Genomic DNA, 17,469 nt, shown 5'->3' on the forward strand with positions numbered 1-17,469 from the left:
ATTACTATAGTTATTCAAAAAACTTTTTACATATTTGTCACAAATACATTAAAAAATTATGAGAGGATTTTTAAATTTGTATTATTTCAGTACATTAATGAATATATCTCAATCCGTTGCTGATTTTTTCTCATCACTTTCTTATGCAACGATTTTTACATTTATCATCTTACTCATTAACTTCGTACTCGCAATTGGTATGATCTTTTGGGAGCGTAAAAGTGCTCAAAGTGTTTGGGCATGGCTATTTGTCCTCTTCTTCATACCAATTATCGGATTTATTTTATATGTCTTATTCGGTCGTACGATATACAATAAAGAAATTTTTAAAATATCCGAAGAAGATAAAATTGGTCTTGAATCACTCGTTACAGAGCAACTCGAAGATATTAAGATGGACAAGCTAACACTTCCGTCAGAAGAAGCTAAAAAACATCGTAAACTGATCCATATGTTATTAAACAATAATCAGTCATTCATAACGTCTAATAACAAAGTAGAGACATTTTATGAAACGACAGAGTTTTTTGATCAGATGATACATGATATAGAAAATGCAAAAGACCATATTCACTTTCAATTTTATATTTTTAGATTAGATTCACTTGGCCAAAGAATTTACGACGCCCTACTTAAAAAGCAAAAAGAAGGGGTTGACGTTAAAATTTTATATGACGACATGGGCTCACGTACTTTAAAACTTAGAAACTTTAAAGAGTTACGTGATTACGGCGGAAAAGTTGAAGCATTCTTCCCAAGTCGTCTCTCTCTTATAAACCCTCGTATGAATAACCGTAATCACCGTAAAAACATTGTTATAGACGGTAAAATTGCATATACGGGAGGTACAAATGTCGGAGAAGAATATATCGGTTTAAGTAAAAAATTTGGCTACTGGAGAGACACGCATATTCGAGTTCAAGGAAACGCTGTAAAATCTCTACAACTACGTTTTATGCTTGACTGGAACTCTCACGCAACGCGTGACAATTTAAAACACCATCCACGTTACTTCCCAGAAATTCCAGTCGTTGGTGATACGACGATGCAAATCGCAGCAAGTGGTCCAGATGAAGAATGGGAGCAAATTAAATACGGTTACTTAAAAATGATCTACTCAGCTAAAAAGTCTATATACATTCAGTCACCGTACTTTATACCTGACCAATCGATGAGAGAAGCGATTAAAATCGCACTCCTGTCAGGCGTCGAAGTTAACATTATGATCCCACCATTTCCTGACCATCCATTCGTATACTGGGGGACGTATCATAACGTTGGAGAGCTTGCGATGATAGGAGCAAACGTCTACATTTATGAGCGTGGTTTCCTACATCAAAAAGTAATGATAATCGATGACGAAGTCGTATCGATTGGATCATGTAATATGGATAACAGAAGTTACGCACTAAACTTCGAAGTCAACGCGTTTATATTCGATGAAAAAGAAGCGATAAAAAATAGACTTCAATTTGAAAAAGATGCGCTACATTCACGCATACTTTCACCGGAAGTCTATCAATCTAGAAGTAAGTGGATTAAATTTAAAGAAGCAATCGCAAATTTAATTGCACCGATACTATAAAAAAAGCTCCGTTTAGCTATAGCTAAACGGAGTTTTGTTATTTCTTCTTTTTATTTTTATTCGGTAATACTTTTGCACCTTGTGATTTTCTTTCTTTTTCAGCTTGTTCTTTTTCGTGTGCTGCTAAAATCGGCGCCATTTCTTCATCGACCTTTTTACGGTAATATAAGTTACCGATAATCGTTTGAAGGATTAAGAACGCACCACCGACTGCCCAGTATAATGGTAAGGCAGATGGTGAAATCACCGAAATCCACAGAATCATCAGTGGCGAAATAAACATAAATAATCGCATTTGCTTTTGTTGTTCTTCTGGTAAGAACATCATAGATACGTATGCTTGAACCGCGTATACGAGTACCGCGATCGCAATCATAATAATACTGCGCTCTGTTAAGTCCATCCATAAGAATTCTGGATATTTAGTAATACCACCTTCTGATGGATATTTTAAAGCGAAGAATAACGCCATAACGATTGGCATTTGAATTAAGATTGGTAGACATCCAACATTTAATGGGTTAATATCGTGTTTCTTATATAACGCCATCATCTCTTGTTGAACAGCCATTTTTTCTTCTTGCGTCGTCGCAACTTTCATACGGCGCTGAATGTCTTCCATTTCTGGTTTAACAATCTTCATCTTCTCACGCATCAACATTTGATTTTTATATGTTTTCATCATGAATGGGAAGATGATTAAGCGCACGATTAACGTTAATACGATAATCGCAAGACCATAGTTATGGTTTAAGTGATCTCCAAGCCAATGAAGTAAGTTGTCCATTGGTTGAACAAATGTATTAAAGAAAAAACCATCTCTGTTTTCAGGCTTCGAGTAGTCACACCCTGCTAAAAACAAGACGAGGCCCATCGTTAACGGTAACAGCCATTTTTTAGCCATAATTTCACCTCTAATTTTATATACAAGAGTGATTGTACCATACTTACAACCACATTTACAGATAAAACATGAGGAAAATAGGCGATATATTTGAATCTACTCAGAAATATTTAAGCTTCTTTTTTTCATTAATCGCATACTATTCAGAGTAACGATTAAAGTCGCTCCGATATCAGAGAATATCGCAATCCATAAAGTTAACCATCCTGGAATCACGAGTAGTAATGCAATTAGTTTAATCCCTAATGAAAATGTAATATTTTGTTTTATAATTGTTAACGTCTTTTTGCTTAAACGAATGATGTAAGGAATTTTATTTAAATTATCAGACATCAATGCGATATCTGCCGTTTCAAGTGCTGTATCTGTTCCTGCGCCCATCGCGATTCCAACATTCGCTGAAGCAAGTGCAGGTGCATCGTTCACACCGTCTCCTACCATCATAATTTTTTGTCTCTTTTGTTCTTCATTTATGATTTTAAGTTTATCTGCTGGCATGAGTTCTGCCTTCACTTCATCGATATGACATTTGTCTCCAATGATTTGAGCGGTTTTATGATTATCTCCTGTTAACATCATCGTTTTAATATTTAGTGACTTAAGATCATCTAATACTGATATCGATTCACTTCTTAAATCATCCGCTACACCGATAATCACTTCAATCTTGTCACTTCCACAAATAATCACTGTTTTACCTTCAGTTTGTAGTTGTGACACTGTGTCATCTATTTCGAATCCTAATTCCTTAAATAACTTCGGACTTCCGATATAATACGTCTCGTTATCGATGACTCCTTTTACGCCTTTACCTGTAATCGACTGAAAATCATTAATTTCAAGATTACGATAATCCAAATGTTCTTTATCCGCTTCATTTAATATCGCTACAGCGATTGGATGTTGAGAGTTTTTCTCAAGCGCTGCAGCTTTTATTAAAGCATTGTCTTCAAACGTTACTAAATCTGTAACGACGGGCTGACCAATCGTTAACGTTCCGGTTTTATCAAACGCAATCGCATCAATTCGAGCAGTTTCTTCTAAATAGATACCACCTTTTATTAACACGCCGTGACGCGCAGCGTTCCCTATCGCTGTGACAATCGCGACAGGTGTTGATATTACAAGTGCACACGGACATCCAATAATAAGGACCGCAAGCCCTTGATATAACGAATCGTGCCATGGTGTGTTGAATAGAAGTGGTGGAGCGAACATGACGAGTAACGAAATGAGTATGATAATCGGTGTATAATATTTTGCAAATCTATCGACAAGTGCTTCTGAAGACGCACGTTCTGATTGTGCTTTTTCAACGAGATGAATAACTTTAGATAACTCCGTATCTTCAATTAACTTCGTCACCTCAACTTCTAATACGCCTTCTTCGTTCAACGTACCCGCAAATACTTCGTCACCATTTACTTTATCTACCGATTTACTTTCACCAGTAATCGATGCCTGATTTACTGTCGAGCTTCCTTTAATTACTGTGCCGTCCATCGCAAACTTTTGTCCCGGTTTTACGCGCATGACGTCACCGATGAGAATATCTTTTACATTTTTTATAACTTCTATGCCATCTTTAACGATAATTGCTTCACTTGGTGCGAGTTCCATTAAGTGTTTAATGGACGCTCTCGCTTTATCCATTGAATAGCGTTCAAGCGCTTCACTGACAGCAAATAGAATCACAACAGTCGCCGCTTCAAACCACTCACCGATGAGTGATGCCCCAATGACTGCGATTGTCATTAGTGTGTTCATATCAAACTTTAAGCGCACTAAATTTTTAAAACCTGCGATAAATAACGAATATCCACCGATGATGATTGAGAGTAAATATCCAATCGTAAATAAGTGACTGTCTTGTCCTGAAAAATATGAGGTGAGTACAGTGACAATTAATAAAAGCGCAGATATATATACCGGATAATTTTCTTTCTTTTTCCAAAATTTCTCGTGCGTGACGGTTAAATCTTGCACATCTCTTACTTTGATGTTGTCAAAAGCACCTGCTTGCTCTAACTCTTCAATTGTTGCATCTCCAGTGATATAAATCTTCGCACTGTTGAAATCGACCTTTGCTTCTTCGACACTGTTTAAACGATTTAAATTTTCTTCGTATGTTTTTGCGCAGTTCGCACATGAGAGGTTTTGTATTCGATATGTTTTCTCACTCATAATAATTCCTCCATATGTGTAACTGTCGTTTCAATAATTGTACGGACATGGTCATCATCTAAACTATAGTACACATGCTTCCCTGACTTTCTCGCTTTAATGACCCCTTCTTTATGTAGTTTTTTTAAATGACTCGATGCATTTGCGACTGTAATATCTAAAATAGATGCGATATCGCATACACATAGCTCTTCCTCACTACATAAAGCAGTAACGATTTTCGTTCGATTTTGATTTGCGATTGCTTTTAAAAACGAAACCATCTGATCGATCGGTAACTCAGTTAATTCGTTTTTAACTTCATTTACTTTGTCACTATGTATCACAACAAATCCCTCATTCAATTATTTATTTGAATATAGTATAACTGAGTTTGACATAACATTCAATTATTTTGTTGATTGTTTAATTAAAAAAATGAAAGTCAAATGAGACTCTCATTTCTAATGCTTATTATTCGATATCGATAAAATGATTCAGTGGACCATTCTTTTTACCGATATCTAGACTGTTTTTTAAACCAGCAGTGACGTATCTCTTCGCTTTTCTAAACGCGTCTTCTAAACTATTCCCTTTTGCAATCTCTGCCGTGATAACTGCAGAAAACGTACTGCCACTTCCACGCTTATTTTTTGTCTGAACGATTGCTTCAGTGAGTTTTAACGACGTCGTCTTCGTATATAAATAATCACACGCTTCACCAGTCATATTACTATCGTTAATAATTACTGCTTTTACACCGATTTCTCTTAAAAAGATTTTCGCTGCTGTTTCGATATCTTTTTCAGTCTCAATATCAATACCTGTTAACGATTTTGCTTCGTTGATGTTCGGTGTCACGACTGCAGCATGATGAAGTAATTGTTGTTTTAACACACTCGTCGTCTCTTCTGAAATAATACGCTGTCCTTCGCGTGTAAAAATGTACGGATCGACGACGAATGGTATATGATACTGTTTGACGTATTTCGTGAGCATTTCAATCATCGGTATGCTCGTGATCATTCCGGATTTCATTGCAAATGGAATTGTGTCATCAAATATACTTTTAAGCTGCTCTTCTAAAAAATCATCTGGTATTTCTAATACATCTTTAATACCACTCGAGTTTTGTGCCGTTAAACTTGTAATTGCAGACATTCCGTATACACCTAAATTTTGAAACGCCTTTAAATCTGCATTCACGCCAGACCCTCCTGTTGGATCATAGCTCGACACAGTGAGCACAATTGGTAATGTCATTGTAGCTCCTCCTTTACTTTACAAAATATTGTTTAATCACTGTCTCTAATACGACAGGTAACTCTTTAAACGCACTCGGCTTTAATAATCTCTCTGTAACTTTATGCGCATCTTTACCGATTGGACCGCAGTTTAATACCGGTGCTGATATTTCTTTAATATCTTCAAAAGGTATCATATACGTCTTATTAAACGTCGGAGTGTTCAAGCTAAATACTCTATCACTTTCATAGCTCGTCGCGTATTTCACATAACTTAAGTCACAAATACCGTTAAAGAAATGTACTTGTTCAACGTTACGATTCAATAGTTTACTCGTTTCTTTTATCGTTTCGACGATATTTTGAACGAGTGTATCTTCTGAACTGTTAGTTGCTGGATAATAAGGCGGAGTGAAAAACGTGACGACTGTTGGTCCTAAATGACGCAGTAACATCATAATTTTGTCGATTGCTTCGATACATTGTAAATGATCGTCTTGATTGTTTGAAATACTTTCTAGTAGTTCACTGACTTTATCTTCCCCAAATTTATCGATTGCTTGTTGAAGTAACTCTTCATACGTACAGACGTTTACATTTACTTTTTCTTCTTTATAAATACCATCGTCAAACGTTTGAATAACTTCATTTACCTCATCCACCGACTCTTTGACAATCGTGTTGAACGTATTAAATATCTCACTCGCATTTTGTTTAAATATAAATAAGTTATATAAACTGACCGTTCTAAACGGCGTCTGAACGTCGTAATGCGCCTTTAAATCACGCATCATCAATGAAACAGGTAACGGTGTTTCTTCATCCTCATAGCGCTCTATAAACGATTTGTTGTATTCCATATTTTTATTGATGAAGCTCATAATGTAATTCGAGCTTAAACCGTTCATCGCGTTACCGACGTGCGTTTCTTTACCGTAAACGTACACTGCAGGCATTAACTTTCCAATCGTTCCAGTATATACGTAGTGCGTATTGTTACCAGGTGCTTGTTGGAATGTCGGTTCACTATTTAAGTGAAGTACGATATTTAAATCTTTTTCTTTTCGTATTTCATTGATTTTTTTAACTGCTGCTAACATTCCTTTAGATCCTACTTCTTCATCAGGCACTGTAACGAGTAATAAGTTTACGTCCCAGTTTTCAAGCGTTGCTTTTTCGATTAAAGACATATGGAGCATAAGACCTGGTTTCATATCCATACTACCACGACCAAAATAATAGTGTCCTGTTTTAATATCAGATACGGCATCATCATTTAAGTACGTATGATCAGATTTAAAAATATCTGTTATTTTATCCATATTAAATGCATGTTGTTTATACTCTCCAAAGTCATCGATACCGACTGTGTCGAAGTGACTAATTAAAACGACTGTATCATTATTTTCATTACCAGCGTAATGTGCAAGGACAGCACGTCGGTCATCTTCAGTATGCGCAAAATATATGTGATCACTATGTGTATTAAAATAATCGAGTTTGAGTAATTCACTCTTTACTAAGTCTGGAAAACTTTTCTCTCCTGTTGAATGTGTGATTGAATCATGTTTAACGAGTGTTTTTAATAACTCTACACGGCTATCTTCTGTTTGCCATAAACCGTTCATCGTTAAATTCCTCCATTACTTTGTTCTATATATAAGACTACAACTTTTTGACGTCTTTTGATAGCGTTTTTATTTAAAATAAAAAACCGATTAAGAATAATCTTAATCGGTCAAGTAATTATAAGTAAGCACCACATGTTGGCCAAGGTTGTGCACCACGTTGAGCGTATAACATTTGTGCACGCATCGTTTGTTCTTCAGCAGAAGCTTGTGATGCAACACCTGTTCCACCCATTGCTTGCCATGTACCAGCGTCAAATTGATATAGGCCGTGATATGTTCCTGATGCATCTACAATGTTTGGATTTCCACCAGATTCACACGCTGCAAGTCCTGCCCAGTTTAAACCATCGTTAGACGCTTGTTGAACTGGTGCTGATGCATGCGCGTTAGAATTGTCATATGTATCATCATATGTTTCTTCATATGTCTCTTCTTGTTCGTTGTTATAGTTTGTTTCATTCGTTTTAGTATCTTCATATGCTACTTCAACGCTTTTTTCTTCTTTTGCTTTGTCTTTAGCTTTCTTCTTAGCTTTTTTCTCAGCTTTTAATTCGCTTGCTTTTAGTTCTTCTTTAAGTGCAATTTCTTTTTCTACTTTTTTCTCAGCTGTAAATGATTGAACTGATGATTTATATTCTTGTGCGATTTCAGCAATTATTTCGTTTGATTTTGCAGTTGGTTCATCTGCCTTAGCATGCGTTGAAAGTCCCATACCACTCGCTAATATCGCAACTGATCCTAATGCAAAAATTGTACGTTTCATTATATATATGCCCCCAAAATATTGTCTCTTTTTTCAACTAGATACAATACTAACAAATTAAAGCATTTCATAGGTTACAGCTATATAAAGCTTTTACTTTATTTTTACAAAAACATTACAATCAGATGTCTATCATTAACGTTGTCAGATAACATAAAAAACGCCTTAAGATTTCTCTTACGCAGCGTAGAAATCTTAAGGCGAGTGAGTGTGTGTGAGTATGAAAAGAATCTTAAAAAATTTAGTTTACAGCTTTATCAGACAAGTTTGAGAGAATTAGTCCATTCATATTTGAACTAGAAATGTATGTGTCTCCTTTCTTAAACACAATATACAACCAAATATTATTTTCAACAAATCTCAATTTTTTAAATTTATAGAGTGATCCTCTGTAATTTTTAAATTTTAAGTCTTAATTTCGTACAGTTTTTTAAAATACGTCGTTTTTTCATCAAAGTTAGTATAAAAAAAGATCCAGCTTTACTCAGCTGGATCTCCGATTGCAAATGTAATTTCACATTGACATGCTACTTTGTCTCCGACTTTGGCAACAGCTTTACCTTTACCAATCGGCCCTTTAACACGTGTAATTTCTACTGTTAATTCTAAAGTATCTCCAGGTGTCACTTGGTGTTTAAAGCGACACTTATCGATACCTGCAAAAAATGCAAGTTTCCCTTTAAATTGTTCTTCTTGTAATAAAGCAACTGCACCAGTTTGTGCGAGTGCTTCTACGATTAACACTCCAGGCATCACTGCGTATTCAGGGAAGTGTCCTTGGAAGAATGGTTCGTTTCCAGACACTTGTTTAATACCGACACATTTTTCACCTGGGGTAATTTCAACGATACGATCGATTAATAAAAATGGTGGGCGATGCGGAATAATCGCTTTAATTTGGTCATAAGTTAACATATCTTTATCCTCTCATTAGATCTTTTATATGCTGCCACGTTTCAATTCTAAACACTTCAAACGGGTTCCCTAATATGCCATATCCAATCATTAGACCGATGACGACGAGTAAAATTGCGATGTATAAATAGAGTAGTATACGTACAATCATCGGAATTTTTCGATGTACAATTTTAGATGTCTCTTTCATAACTCACCTCTAAATTAAACGTGTTCGAGTTCAGCTTCTGTAACGCGCTCGATATCTGCCCCGAGAGCTTTTAATTTTTTATGAAAATCTACATATCCTCTGTCTAAATGACGAAGCTCTGTAACCGTCGTTTCTCCTTCAGCAACAAGTCCTGCTAATATAAGAGCAGCCGCTGCACGTAGATCTGTCGCTTTTACACGAGCACCATGAAGTTCTTTACCACCGTGGATTACAGCATGATTATCTTGCAGTGAAATATCTGCATTCATCGTATTAAATTCTCTGACGTGCATGAAGCGATTTTCAAAAATAGTTTCAGTAACGATACTCGTACCTTCAATCGTTAATAGTAATGCCATCATCTGACTTTGCATATCTGTCGGGAATCCGGGATGTGGTAATGTTTTAATGTCTGTTGGCTTTAACGGTTCCGATGCATTTACACGGACATTATCCCCATCTTCAATAATTTGAACACCAATTTCTTCTAATTTAGATACGACTGCACTTAAGTGCTCAATGACGATATTTTGAATTAAAATATCACTTCTCGTTATCGCTGCAGCAATCATAAATGTGCCTGCTTCAATACGGTCAGGAATGACTTGATGCTTTGTGCCGTATAACTGATCGACACCTGTAATTTTAATATGTCCAGTTCCTGCTCCAGTTACTTTACCACCCATACGGTTAATATAGTTTTGTAAATCGACAATCTCTGGTTCCATTGCAGCATTTTCAATATGAGTGACACCATCGGCAAGTGCTGCACCCATCATTAAGTTTTGTGTGGCACCGACACTTGGAAAATCTAGATGTATTTTAGCACCTTTAAGACGTCCATCTACTCTACCTTCAATGAAACCATCTAACGTTGTAAACGTGGCACCCATTTTTTCAAAACCTTTTAAATGTTGTTCAATTGGTCTACTACCAATTGCACAGCCGCCGGGCATCGCAACTTCACATTTACCGTAACGACCAAGTAGTGGTCCCATAACGAGCATAGAAGCTCTCATTTTGCTCACTAATTCATAAGGTGCTGATACCGATAAATCTGAACTTGCGTCTACGTATACTTTATCTCTTTCGATTTTAACATCTGCATTTAAAATACGAAGTAGTTCAACTAATGTTTTACAATCTGATAATTTTGGAACATTAGTAATTACCGATTCTCCTTCTGATGCTAAGAGAGACGCAGCTAAAATAGGCAGAACTGCGTTTTTAGCGCCTTCTATTTTTACACTTCCAGCGAGCTTTCGTCCACCCTTAACAATAATTCTATCCATATTCTCACTCCACATATTTCTCATTAATTTAATTCTATAGACTTCTATTTATAGTGTAAAGTATTTAGCTAAATAGTAGTTGTAGGTTTTGTGTTTCTACAAAAATATCAATGATAAAATTCGACATACTCGTCCCTAGAAGAATCGCGAGCAATATGTAAAACATTCTTATTTTAGCAGTATGACCTTTTTTAAAGATCATATCTACTTTTAAACAGTCTAAAATATAAAATGCAAAAATAGAACATGCGATATGTAATATAATTTTCATCAATGCGATTTGAGATAAAAACATTTAAAAACCCCTTAAAAAAAGTCTAAGGTTTCCCTTAGACTTTTTGTTTATTTAAATTGTGCAATATTCAAACGGTTAATTGCTCTTTGGAATGCAAGTTCTGCACGCACTTCATCGATTTCTTCTTCATGCGCACGTTTTAGAAGCTCTTCTGCTCTCTTACGTGCAGCTAGTGCACGATCAGTATCGATATCATCCGCGAATTCTGCAGCTTGAGTTAATACTGTAACTTTGTCGCCACGGATTTCTGCAAATCCATCAGTAATTGCTAAATATTCGAATTGACCATCGATTTTTGCTTTTACACTACCAATCTTTAAAGGTGTCACTGTTGGGACGTGACCTGCCATGACCCCAAGTTCACCTTGCGTTGATTCCAAGATGACAATTTCGCAGTTATCATCAGTAAAAACAGAACCGTTAGGAGTAACTACATCTAATGCAATTGTACTCATATAACTAACCTCCTGTTATTAAACTTCTGCACCCATCTCACGCGCTTTTTCAAGAACTTGTGTCATATCACCAACAAGTCTGAACGCGTCTTCTGGTACGTGGTCGTATTTACCTGCTAAGATTGCTTTGAAGTCTTCAACAGTTTGTTCAACTGGTACGTACGAACCTTTTTGACCTGTGAATTGTTCTGCAACGTGGAAGTTTTGACTTAAGAAGAACTGGATACGACGTGCACGTGCTACGACTTCCTTATCTTCTTCTGATAACTCATCCATACCTAAGATTGCAATGATGTCTTGTAATTCACTATATTTTTGTAAAGTTGCTTGAACTTCACGTGCAACGTTGTAGTGCTCTTCACCAACAACTGCTGGAGATAACGCACGTGACGTTGATGCAAGTGGGTCTACCGCTGGGTAAATACCCATCTCTGAAATTTTACGCTCTAAGTTTGTCGTCGCGTCTAAGTGTGCGAACGTTTGAGCTGGCGCTGGGTCAGTGTAGTCATCGGCCGGTACGAATACCGCTTGAATTGACGTTACTGATCCTTTGTTCGTTGATGTAATACGTTCTTGAAGCTGACCCATCTCAGTTGAAAGTGTCGGTTGGTAACCAACGGCAGATGGAATACGTCCAAGAAGTGCTGATACCTCTGAACCTGCTTGTGTGAAACGGAAGATGTTGTCGATGAATAGTAATACGTCTTGACCTTCCACATCACGGAAGTATTCAGCCATCGTTAATCCTGTTAATGCTACACGCATACGTGCACCAGGTGGCTCGTTCATTTGTCCGAATACCATCGCTGTTTTATCGATAACGCCTGAGTCAGACATTTCAAAGTATAAGTCGTTTCCTTCACGCGTACGCTCACCAACACCAGCGAATACCGAAATACCACCGTGCTCTTGAGCGATGTTATGAATTAATTCTTGGATTAATACAGTTTTACCTACTCCGGCACCACCGAATAACCCGATTTTACCACCTTTAGTGTAAGGTGCTAATAAGTCTACTACTTTAATACCAGTTTCTAAAATCTCTGTCGCTACTGACAGATCCTCAAATTCTGGAGCGTCTCGGTGAATCGGGTTTCTGAGTTCAGATTCAGGAATTTGACCTTTTAGGTCAATCGTTTCACCTAAAACGTTGAATACACGTCCTAAAGTGGCATTACCTACAGGTACTGAAATAGGTTGACCAGTGTTTACTACTTCCATACCACGCTGAATACCATCTGTAGAACTCATCGCAATTGTTCTTACTGTGTTGTCTCCACGGTGAAGCGCAACTTCTAACGTAAGTGCAATTGAATCTTCTTCAGTTTCACCTTTATGATCTATTGTAAGTGCGTTCATTAACTCAGGTAATTGACCTTCTTCAAAACGCACATCTACAACAGGTCCCATAACTTGGACCACGTGTCCTAAAGCCATTTGAGTTCCTCCTATAAATTATTATTCTTGTGCTTGTGCACCACTTACAATTTCTGTAATTTCTTGTGTAATCGCTGCTTGTCTTAGTCTGTTGTAAGACAATGTTAACTCACCAATCAATTCGTTTGCGTTGTCCGTAGCAGCTTTCATCGCTGTCATACGAGCAGCATGCTCACTTGTTTTTGCTTCAAGTAAAGCACCGTAAATAATAGCTTCAGCGTATTGTGGTAATAATTCTTTTAAAATCGTTTCTTTATCTGGTTCGAATTCATAAGAAGCGAGATGAGTGTACTCATTTTTCGTTTCTAAATCGTCTTCTGACATTGGAAGTAACTGTCTTACAGTTACTTTTTGCTCGAGGATAGAGATGAATTCGTTATAGATAATATGAAGCTCATCGATTTCTTCATCTTCATATTGACGAATTGCTGCCGCCGCTATTTTTTTCACATCCGAAAATGATGGCTGATCTGGTAACCCTAGACGGTAGTCATCTATCTTATAGCCACGTAATCTAAGTACGTCGTATCCCATTTTACCGAGAACCATAAGTGAAATTTCGTCTTGGTTACCGTTATGGCGTTCATTGATTTCAGTTGTTATTGCTTTAATAACGTTTGCGTTGTATGGACCTGCTTTACCTGTATCACTTGAGATTACGATATAGCCAACACGCTTAACAGGACGTGCAGTTAACATCGGGTGAACGTTATTTCCACCTGCTCCAATTGCTTGGATTGTTTCTTCCATTCGGTCCATATACGGACGGAAGTTTTTAGTGTTTTGTTCTGAACGACCGAGTTTTGAGTTCGCGACCATGTTCATCGCACTCGTTAACTGACTCATCTTTTCAGTTGAGTTAATACGACCTTTTATCTCCCTTAATGAAGCCATGATTTCACCATCCTTTATATAAATAGTGTTATTTATTATTTACTGCTGTTAAATAACTTTTTGAATCCGTTAATTGCTGCATCGAATGCTTCGTGATCTGGAAGCTCTGATGTTTCACGGATACCGTTTAATAATTCTTTGTTGTTTGCACTTAGCCACTCTAAGAATTCACTTTCGAATCTTGTAATGTCTTGTACTGCAACATCATCTAAATAACCGTTTACTAATGCGTAAAGAATTACTACTTGCTCTTCGACAGGTAGTGGTTGGTTTTCACCTTGTTTAAGTACTTCAACTGTACGTTTACCACGCTCTAATTTAGCAGCTGTTGCCTTATCTAAATCAGAACCGAACTGAGCGAATGCTTCTAACTCACGGTAAGCAGCTAAGTCTAAACGAAGTGTACCCGCAACTTTCTTCATCGCTTTAATTTGTGCTGAACCACCTACACGAGATACTGAAAGACCCGCGTTGATCGCTGGACGCACACCTGAGAAGAATAAGTCAGACTGTAAGAAGATCTGACCGTCTGTAATCGAGATTACGTTTGTCGGTACGAATGCAGAGATGTCTCCTGCTTGCGTTTCAACGAATGGTAACGCAGTAATCGAACCGCCACCTAAATCGTCATTTAATTTCGCTGCACGCTCAAGTAAACGACTGTGTAGGTAGAATACGTCCCCTGGGAATGCTTCACGGCCTGGTGGACGACGTAATAGTAATGACATTTCACGGTAAGCTTGTGCTTGTTTTGTTAAGTCATCGTATACGATTAATACGTGTTTTCCGTTGAACATAAACTCCTCACCCATAGATACACCCGCGTATGGCGCAATGTATAGTAATGGAGCTGGGTCAGATGCACCTGCACTTACTACGATTGTGTAGTCTAAAGCACCGTGCTTACGGAATGTTTCAACTGTAGAACGTACTGTAGATTCTTTTTGACCGATTGCTACGTAGATACAAATCATATCTTCGTTCTTTTGGTTTAAAATCGTGTCGATTGCAAGTGTCGTTTTACCAGTTTGACGGTCCCCGATAATTAACTCACGTTGACCACGTCCGATTGGTACTAAAGCGTCAATCGCTTTAATTCCTGTTTGTAATGGTTCGAATACTGATTTACGATCCATAACTCCTGTAGCTGGACTTTCTACAGGACGAGTTTTTGTTGTACTAATTGGACCTTTACCGTCGATTGGTTGTCCAAGTGGGTTTACAACACGACCGATAAGTTCTTCACCTACTGGTACTTCCATGATTTTCCCAGTACGTTTAACTTCGTCGCCTTCTTTAATATCATAATATGGTCCAAGAATAACGATACCAACTTCGTCTTCTTCAAGGTTTTGAGCTAATCCTAACACACCGTTAGAGAACTCAAGTAACTCTCCTGCCATCGCATCGTTTAAACCATGAGCAACTGCGATACCGTCACCGACTTCAGTAACTGTACCGACATCTGAGACTTCCATGTCAGCTTCATAGTTTTCTATTTGACTTCTGAGAAGAGCACTAATTTCTTCAGCCTTGATTGCCATAGAAATTTCACTCCTTAAATATTTTTCGTTGTTTTAAAACGGTCTTTAATTTTTCTTAATTGAAGTACAACTGATTCATCATAAACTTTAGAACCAATGAGTACTCTAAATCCACCGATTAAAGATTCGTTTATTTTGTTTTCAATCAGTAATTTGTCATAACCTGTTTTCGCTTTGAAGATTTCTTCAATTTTAGCTACTTGTTCATCTTCTAATTCGTAAACAGATTCCACGATAACTTTCGCTTGATTGTAATGTTCATTGTACAGATGTGTAAATTCTTCGTGAATACGTGACACAATTGAAAATTGTTTCTTCTCAGTGAGTACGAGTAACATATTAAATACATACTCATTCGTTCCTTTGAAGCTGTCACGAATCGTCGTTAATTTTGTTTCTTTAGATATTTTCGGGTTGATTAAAAACTCGTTAATATCATCAACTGTTGAAACCACTTTAGATACTTCGTTTAAATCTAAGCGTGCTTCTTCAAGTTGGTCATGTTTAATTACTACGTCAAACAGGGCATTTGCATACTGTTTAGCTAAACTCATTATCTATCCCCTGCTTCCTGTAGGTACTTGTCAATGAGATCTTTTTGATCTTGTGGAGACAATTCTTTTTCAATCACTTTTTGAGCAATTAAAACAGATAATTCAGCGACTTGGTCGTTGATTTCACGTACTGCTTTTTCTTTTTCTTGCTCGATATCTTTTTGTGCATCAGACATAAGTCTTTTCGCATTTATTGTTGCTTCGTCAATAATTGACTGCTGTTGTACTTTCGCTTCTTCACGAGATTTTTCAAACATTTCACTAACTTCAGCTTGAGTTTGAGATAAAATTTCCTCGTTCTTTTTACGAAGCGCTTCTGCTTCTCGTTTTGCAATTTCAGCGCTCTCGATGTCGTCGTGAATTAACTTTTCACGGTCGTCCATTACTTTTTTAACTGGTTCCCATACGAAATATGAAAGAGCAAAAAGTAGTACTAAGAAGCTCCCGAGTAAAACGAGACCTGTACCAAAAGCCGTTGGGATTGACGACGGTGCAGCGCCTAATATTAATAGTTCCACTATGTACACTCCTTTCAAGAAAGTTCACAATACTTAAGGTTACAAAAGAAACGGCGAAATCTAGACAGACTTCGCCTCTAATTATCTATAGTGCGAACATTAATAAGAATGCAATTACAATCGCGATAATTGGAGTCGCCTCAACTACCCCAACACCGATGAACATGATTGTCATTAATGAACTACGAGATTCTGGTTGACGCGCAACACCTTCAACTGTTTTTGAAACAACTAAACCAATTCCTAACGCACCGCCAAGTCCTGCAAGACCAGCTGCGATACCTGCTGCTAATAAAGCCATAAAAAACTTCCTCCTAAATTATGTTTGTTTATTTTTTATTTTTTATATTAATGGTCATCTTGCATTTTATGTGCGAGATATACCATTGATAACATGATGAAAATAAATGCTTGTAAAGCACCTATAAATGTTTTAAATCCTTGCCATACCATCATCGGTACGATACCACCAACGAATCCTAAAACTCCACCAGTCGTTACGAGACCAAGTAGTAATGTTAATAGGATTTCTCCGGCGTAAATGTTCCCGTATAAACGTAAACCAAGTGTTAAGTTATACGTAAATTCCTCAAGAATTTTAATTGGTACTAAGAACCAAACTGGACGTGCGTAGTCTTTAGCATATTCTTTGATACCTTTCATCTTCACACCATAGTAGTGCGTTAAGACAATCATAAGACCTGCAAGTGTTAACGTAACAGTTGGATCTGCTGTTGGTGATTTCCACCAAAGGTTATTCTCCGGCGAAACAAAGGTAAATGGTATACCGATAAAGTTTGCCATGAAAATAAATGAAATTAATGTAAGCGCAAAGAAGTGAAAGCGTGCACCTTCACGCCAAGCAATGTTACTTGAAATAATGCCCTTAACAAAGTTCATTAGCCACTCAACAAAAAGTTGAGGTTTACCTGTTGGCTTAATCGCTAAGTTTCTTGTAAGGAAAAACATTAAGAAAAACACGACTAAACACGTGACAACAATCATAAAGCATGTTGCTAAATCAAAAACGATTGGAATGCCACCGATGTTCACTTCATAAGTCGGAGTTCCGTGATCCATTTCTT

19 protein-coding genes are annotated in these 17,469 nt (G+C 37.1%); 1 reads left to right on the top strand and 18 read right to left on the bottom strand.

The features are described from left to right. Positions 1–97 precede the first annotated feature (97 nt). Positions 98–1,585 (top strand): cardiolipin synthase, encoded by a 1,488-nt coding sequence (gene cls / locus BBS29_RS01825; RefSeq protein ID WP_068128532.1) that lies wholly within the window; start codon positions 98–100, stop codon positions 1,583–1,585. A gap of 37 nt (positions 1,586–1,622) precedes the next feature. On the opposite strand, the gene yidC is transcribed toward cls, so the two are convergent. The 18 genes from yidC to atpB all read right to left on the bottom strand — a co-directional run bounded on the left by yidC (position 1,623) and on the right by atpB (position 17,464). Beyond that, positions 1,623–2,489, bottom strand: coding sequence for a membrane protein insertase YidC (gene yidC, locus BBS29_RS01830; protein WP_068128534.1), 867 nt, complete (start codon positions 2,487–2,489; stop codon positions 1,623–1,625). A 96-nt stretch (positions 2,490–2,585) separates the two neighbouring features. Further along, a complete protein-coding gene (locus BBS29_RS01835; RefSeq protein WP_068128536.1) occupies positions 2,586–4,673 on the bottom strand; it encodes a heavy metal translocating P-type ATPase in 2,088 nt (695 codons plus the stop codon). Beyond that, positions 4,670–4,999, bottom strand: a complete 330-nt coding sequence (locus BBS29_RS01840; protein ID WP_257009073.1) for an ArsR/SmtB family transcription factor — start codon at positions 4,997–4,999, stop codon at positions 4,670–4,672. Before BBS29_RS01840 ends, BBS29_RS01835 begins: the two co-directional genes overlap by 4 nt. A gap of 127 nt (positions 5,000–5,126) precedes the next feature. Next, complete coding sequence (gene thiD / locus BBS29_RS01845) at positions 5,127–5,915, bottom strand: bifunctional hydroxymethylpyrimidine kinase/phosphomethylpyrimidine kinase (RefSeq protein ID WP_068128540.1); 789 nt, start codon at positions 5,913–5,915, stop codon at positions 5,127–5,129. A 13-nt stretch (positions 5,916–5,928) separates the two neighbouring features. Beyond that, a complete protein-coding gene (locus BBS29_RS01850) occupies positions 5,929–7,524 on the bottom strand; it encodes a M20/M25/M40 family metallo-hydrolase (protein ID WP_068128541.1) in 1,596 nt (531 codons plus the stop codon). Positions 7,525–7,642: 118 nt separating this feature from the next. Further along, positions 7,643–8,290, bottom strand: coding sequence for a transglycosylase family protein (locus BBS29_RS08560; protein WP_068128543.1), 648 nt, complete (start codon positions 8,288–8,290; stop codon positions 7,643–7,645). A gap of 480 nt (positions 8,291–8,770) precedes the next feature. Further along, a complete protein-coding gene (gene fabZ, locus BBS29_RS01860; RefSeq protein ID WP_040928290.1) occupies positions 8,771–9,205 on the bottom strand; it encodes a 3-hydroxyacyl-ACP dehydratase FabZ in 435 nt (144 codons plus the stop codon). A gap of 4 nt (positions 9,206–9,209) precedes the next feature. Continuing rightward, positions 9,210–9,395: a DNA-directed RNA polymerase subunit beta gene (locus BBS29_RS01865; RefSeq protein WP_040928291.1), complete on the bottom strand. Its 186-nt coding sequence runs from the start codon at positions 9,393–9,395 to the stop codon at positions 9,210–9,212. Between the two features lie 14 nt (positions 9,396–9,409). Next, positions 9,410–10,687 (bottom strand): UDP-N-acetylglucosamine 1-carboxyvinyltransferase, encoded by a 1,278-nt coding sequence (gene murA, locus BBS29_RS01870; RefSeq protein ID WP_068128545.1) that lies wholly within the window; start codon positions 10,685–10,687, stop codon positions 9,410–9,412. Positions 10,688–10,751: 64 nt separating this feature from the next. After that, the gene (locus tag BBS29_RS01875; protein ID WP_068128547.1) at positions 10,752–10,982 is read right to left on the bottom strand and encodes a DUF1146 family protein; all 231 of its coding nucleotides are present in this window, start codon (positions 10,980–10,982) and stop codon (positions 10,752–10,754) included. 47 nt (positions 10,983–11,029) lie between these two features. Continuing rightward, positions 11,030–11,437: a F0F1 ATP synthase subunit epsilon gene (locus BBS29_RS01880; protein WP_068128549.1), complete on the bottom strand. Its 408-nt coding sequence runs from the start codon at positions 11,435–11,437 to the stop codon at positions 11,030–11,032. Between the two features lie 18 nt (positions 11,438–11,455). Further along, positions 11,456–12,874 carry a F0F1 ATP synthase subunit beta gene (atpD, locus tag BBS29_RS01885; protein WP_068128550.1) on the bottom strand — a complete coding sequence of 473 codons (1,419 nt, stop codon included), beginning with the start codon at positions 12,872–12,874 and terminating at the stop codon, positions 11,456–11,458. A gap of 21 nt (positions 12,875–12,895) precedes the next feature. Further along, positions 12,896–13,768: an ATP synthase F1 subunit gamma gene (gene atpG / locus BBS29_RS01890; RefSeq protein ID WP_040928296.1), complete on the bottom strand. Its 873-nt coding sequence runs from the start codon at positions 13,766–13,768 to the stop codon at positions 12,896–12,898. Between the two features lie 35 nt (positions 13,769–13,803). Continuing rightward, positions 13,804–15,312 carry a F0F1 ATP synthase subunit alpha gene (atpA, locus tag BBS29_RS01895; protein ID WP_068128552.1) on the bottom strand — a complete coding sequence of 503 codons (1,509 nt, stop codon included), beginning with the start codon at positions 15,310–15,312 and terminating at the stop codon, positions 13,804–13,806. A 14-nt stretch (positions 15,313–15,326) separates the two neighbouring features. Then, complete coding sequence (atpH, locus tag BBS29_RS01900) at positions 15,327–15,866, bottom strand: ATP synthase F1 subunit delta (protein ID WP_068128554.1); 540 nt, start codon at positions 15,864–15,866, stop codon at positions 15,327–15,329. Continuing rightward, entirely contained in the window at positions 15,866–16,384 is a 519-nt protein-coding gene (locus BBS29_RS01905) for a F0F1 ATP synthase subunit B (RefSeq protein WP_052327239.1), read from the bottom strand. The genes atpH and BBS29_RS01905 overlap by 1 nt, the downstream gene beginning before the upstream one ends. 85 nt (positions 16,385–16,469) lie before the next feature. After that, positions 16,470–16,685, bottom strand: coding sequence for a F0F1 ATP synthase subunit C (gene atpE / locus BBS29_RS01910; RefSeq protein WP_040928299.1), 216 nt, complete (start codon positions 16,683–16,685; stop codon positions 16,470–16,472). 47 nt (positions 16,686–16,732) lie between these two features. Then, positions 16,733–17,464, bottom strand: coding sequence for a F0F1 ATP synthase subunit A (gene atpB, locus BBS29_RS01915; protein ID WP_040928300.1), 732 nt, complete (start codon positions 17,462–17,464; stop codon positions 16,733–16,735). Between the last annotated feature and the right edge of the window lie 5 nt (positions 17,465–17,469).

It is taken from the genome of Nosocomiicoccus ampullae (genome assembly GCF_001696685.1).
Lineage (GTDB): Bacteria > Bacillota > Bacilli > Staphylococcales > Salinicoccaceae > Nosocomiicoccus > Nosocomiicoccus ampullae_A.

What these genes read in the sequence shown, in the direction of transcription:
- cls (WP_068128532.1), top strand. Translation starts at nt 98, where the DNA reads ATGAATATATCTCAATCCGTTGCTGATTTTTTCTCATCACTTTCTTAT.
- yidC (WP_068128534.1), bottom strand. Translation starts at nt 2,489, where the DNA reads ATGGCTAAAAAATGGCTGTTACCGTTAACGATGGGCCTCGTCTTGTTT.
- BBS29_RS01835 (WP_068128536.1), bottom strand. Translation starts at nt 4,673, where the DNA reads ATGAGTGAGAAAACATATCGAATACAAAACCTCTCATGTGCGAACTGC.
- thiD (WP_068128540.1), bottom strand. Translation starts at nt 5,915, where the DNA reads ATGACATTACCAATTGTGCTCACTGTGTCGAGCTATGATCCAACAGGA.
- BBS29_RS01850 (WP_068128541.1), bottom strand. Translation starts at nt 7,524, where the DNA reads ATGAACGGTTTATGGCAAACAGAAGATAGCCGTGTAGAGTTATTAAAA.
- BBS29_RS08560 (WP_068128543.1), bottom strand. Translation starts at nt 8,290, where the DNA reads ATGAAACGTACAATTTTTGCATTAGGATCAGTTGCGATATTAGCGAGT.
- fabZ (WP_040928290.1), bottom strand. Translation starts at nt 9,205, where the DNA reads ATGTTAACTTATGACCAAATTAAAGCGATTATTCCGCATCGCCCACCA.
- BBS29_RS01865 (WP_040928291.1), bottom strand. Translation starts at nt 9,395, where the DNA reads ATGAAAGAGACATCTAAAATTGTACATCGAAAAATTCCGATGATTGTA.
- murA (WP_068128545.1), bottom strand. Translation starts at nt 10,687, where the DNA reads ATGGATAGAATTATTGTTAAGGGTGGACGAAAGCTCGCTGGAAGTGTA.
- BBS29_RS01875 (WP_068128547.1), bottom strand. Translation starts at nt 10,982, where the DNA reads ATGTTTTTATCTCAAATCGCATTGATGAAAATTATATTACATATCGCA.
- BBS29_RS01880 (WP_068128549.1), bottom strand. Translation starts at nt 11,437, where the DNA reads ATGAGTACAATTGCATTAGATGTAGTTACTCCTAACGGTTCTGTTTTT.
- atpD (WP_068128550.1), bottom strand. Translation starts at nt 12,874, where the DNA reads ATGGCTTTAGGACACGTGGTCCAAGTTATGGGACCTGTTGTAGATGTG.
- atpG (WP_040928296.1), bottom strand. Translation starts at nt 13,768, where the DNA reads ATGGCTTCATTAAGGGAGATAAAAGGTCGTATTAACTCAACTGAAAAG.
- atpA (WP_068128552.1), bottom strand. Translation starts at nt 15,312, where the DNA reads ATGGCAATCAAGGCTGAAGAAATTAGTGCTCTTCTCAGAAGTCAAATA.
- atpH (WP_068128554.1), bottom strand. Translation starts at nt 15,866, where the DNA reads ATGAGTTTAGCTAAACAGTATGCAAATGCCCTGTTTGACGTAGTAATT.
- atpE (WP_040928299.1), bottom strand. Translation starts at nt 16,685, where the DNA reads ATGGCTTTATTAGCAGCAGGTATCGCAGCTGGTCTTGCAGGACTTGGC.
- atpB (WP_040928300.1), bottom strand. Translation starts at nt 17,464, where the DNA reads ATGGATCACGGAACTCCGACTTATGAAGTGAACATCGGTGGCATTCCA.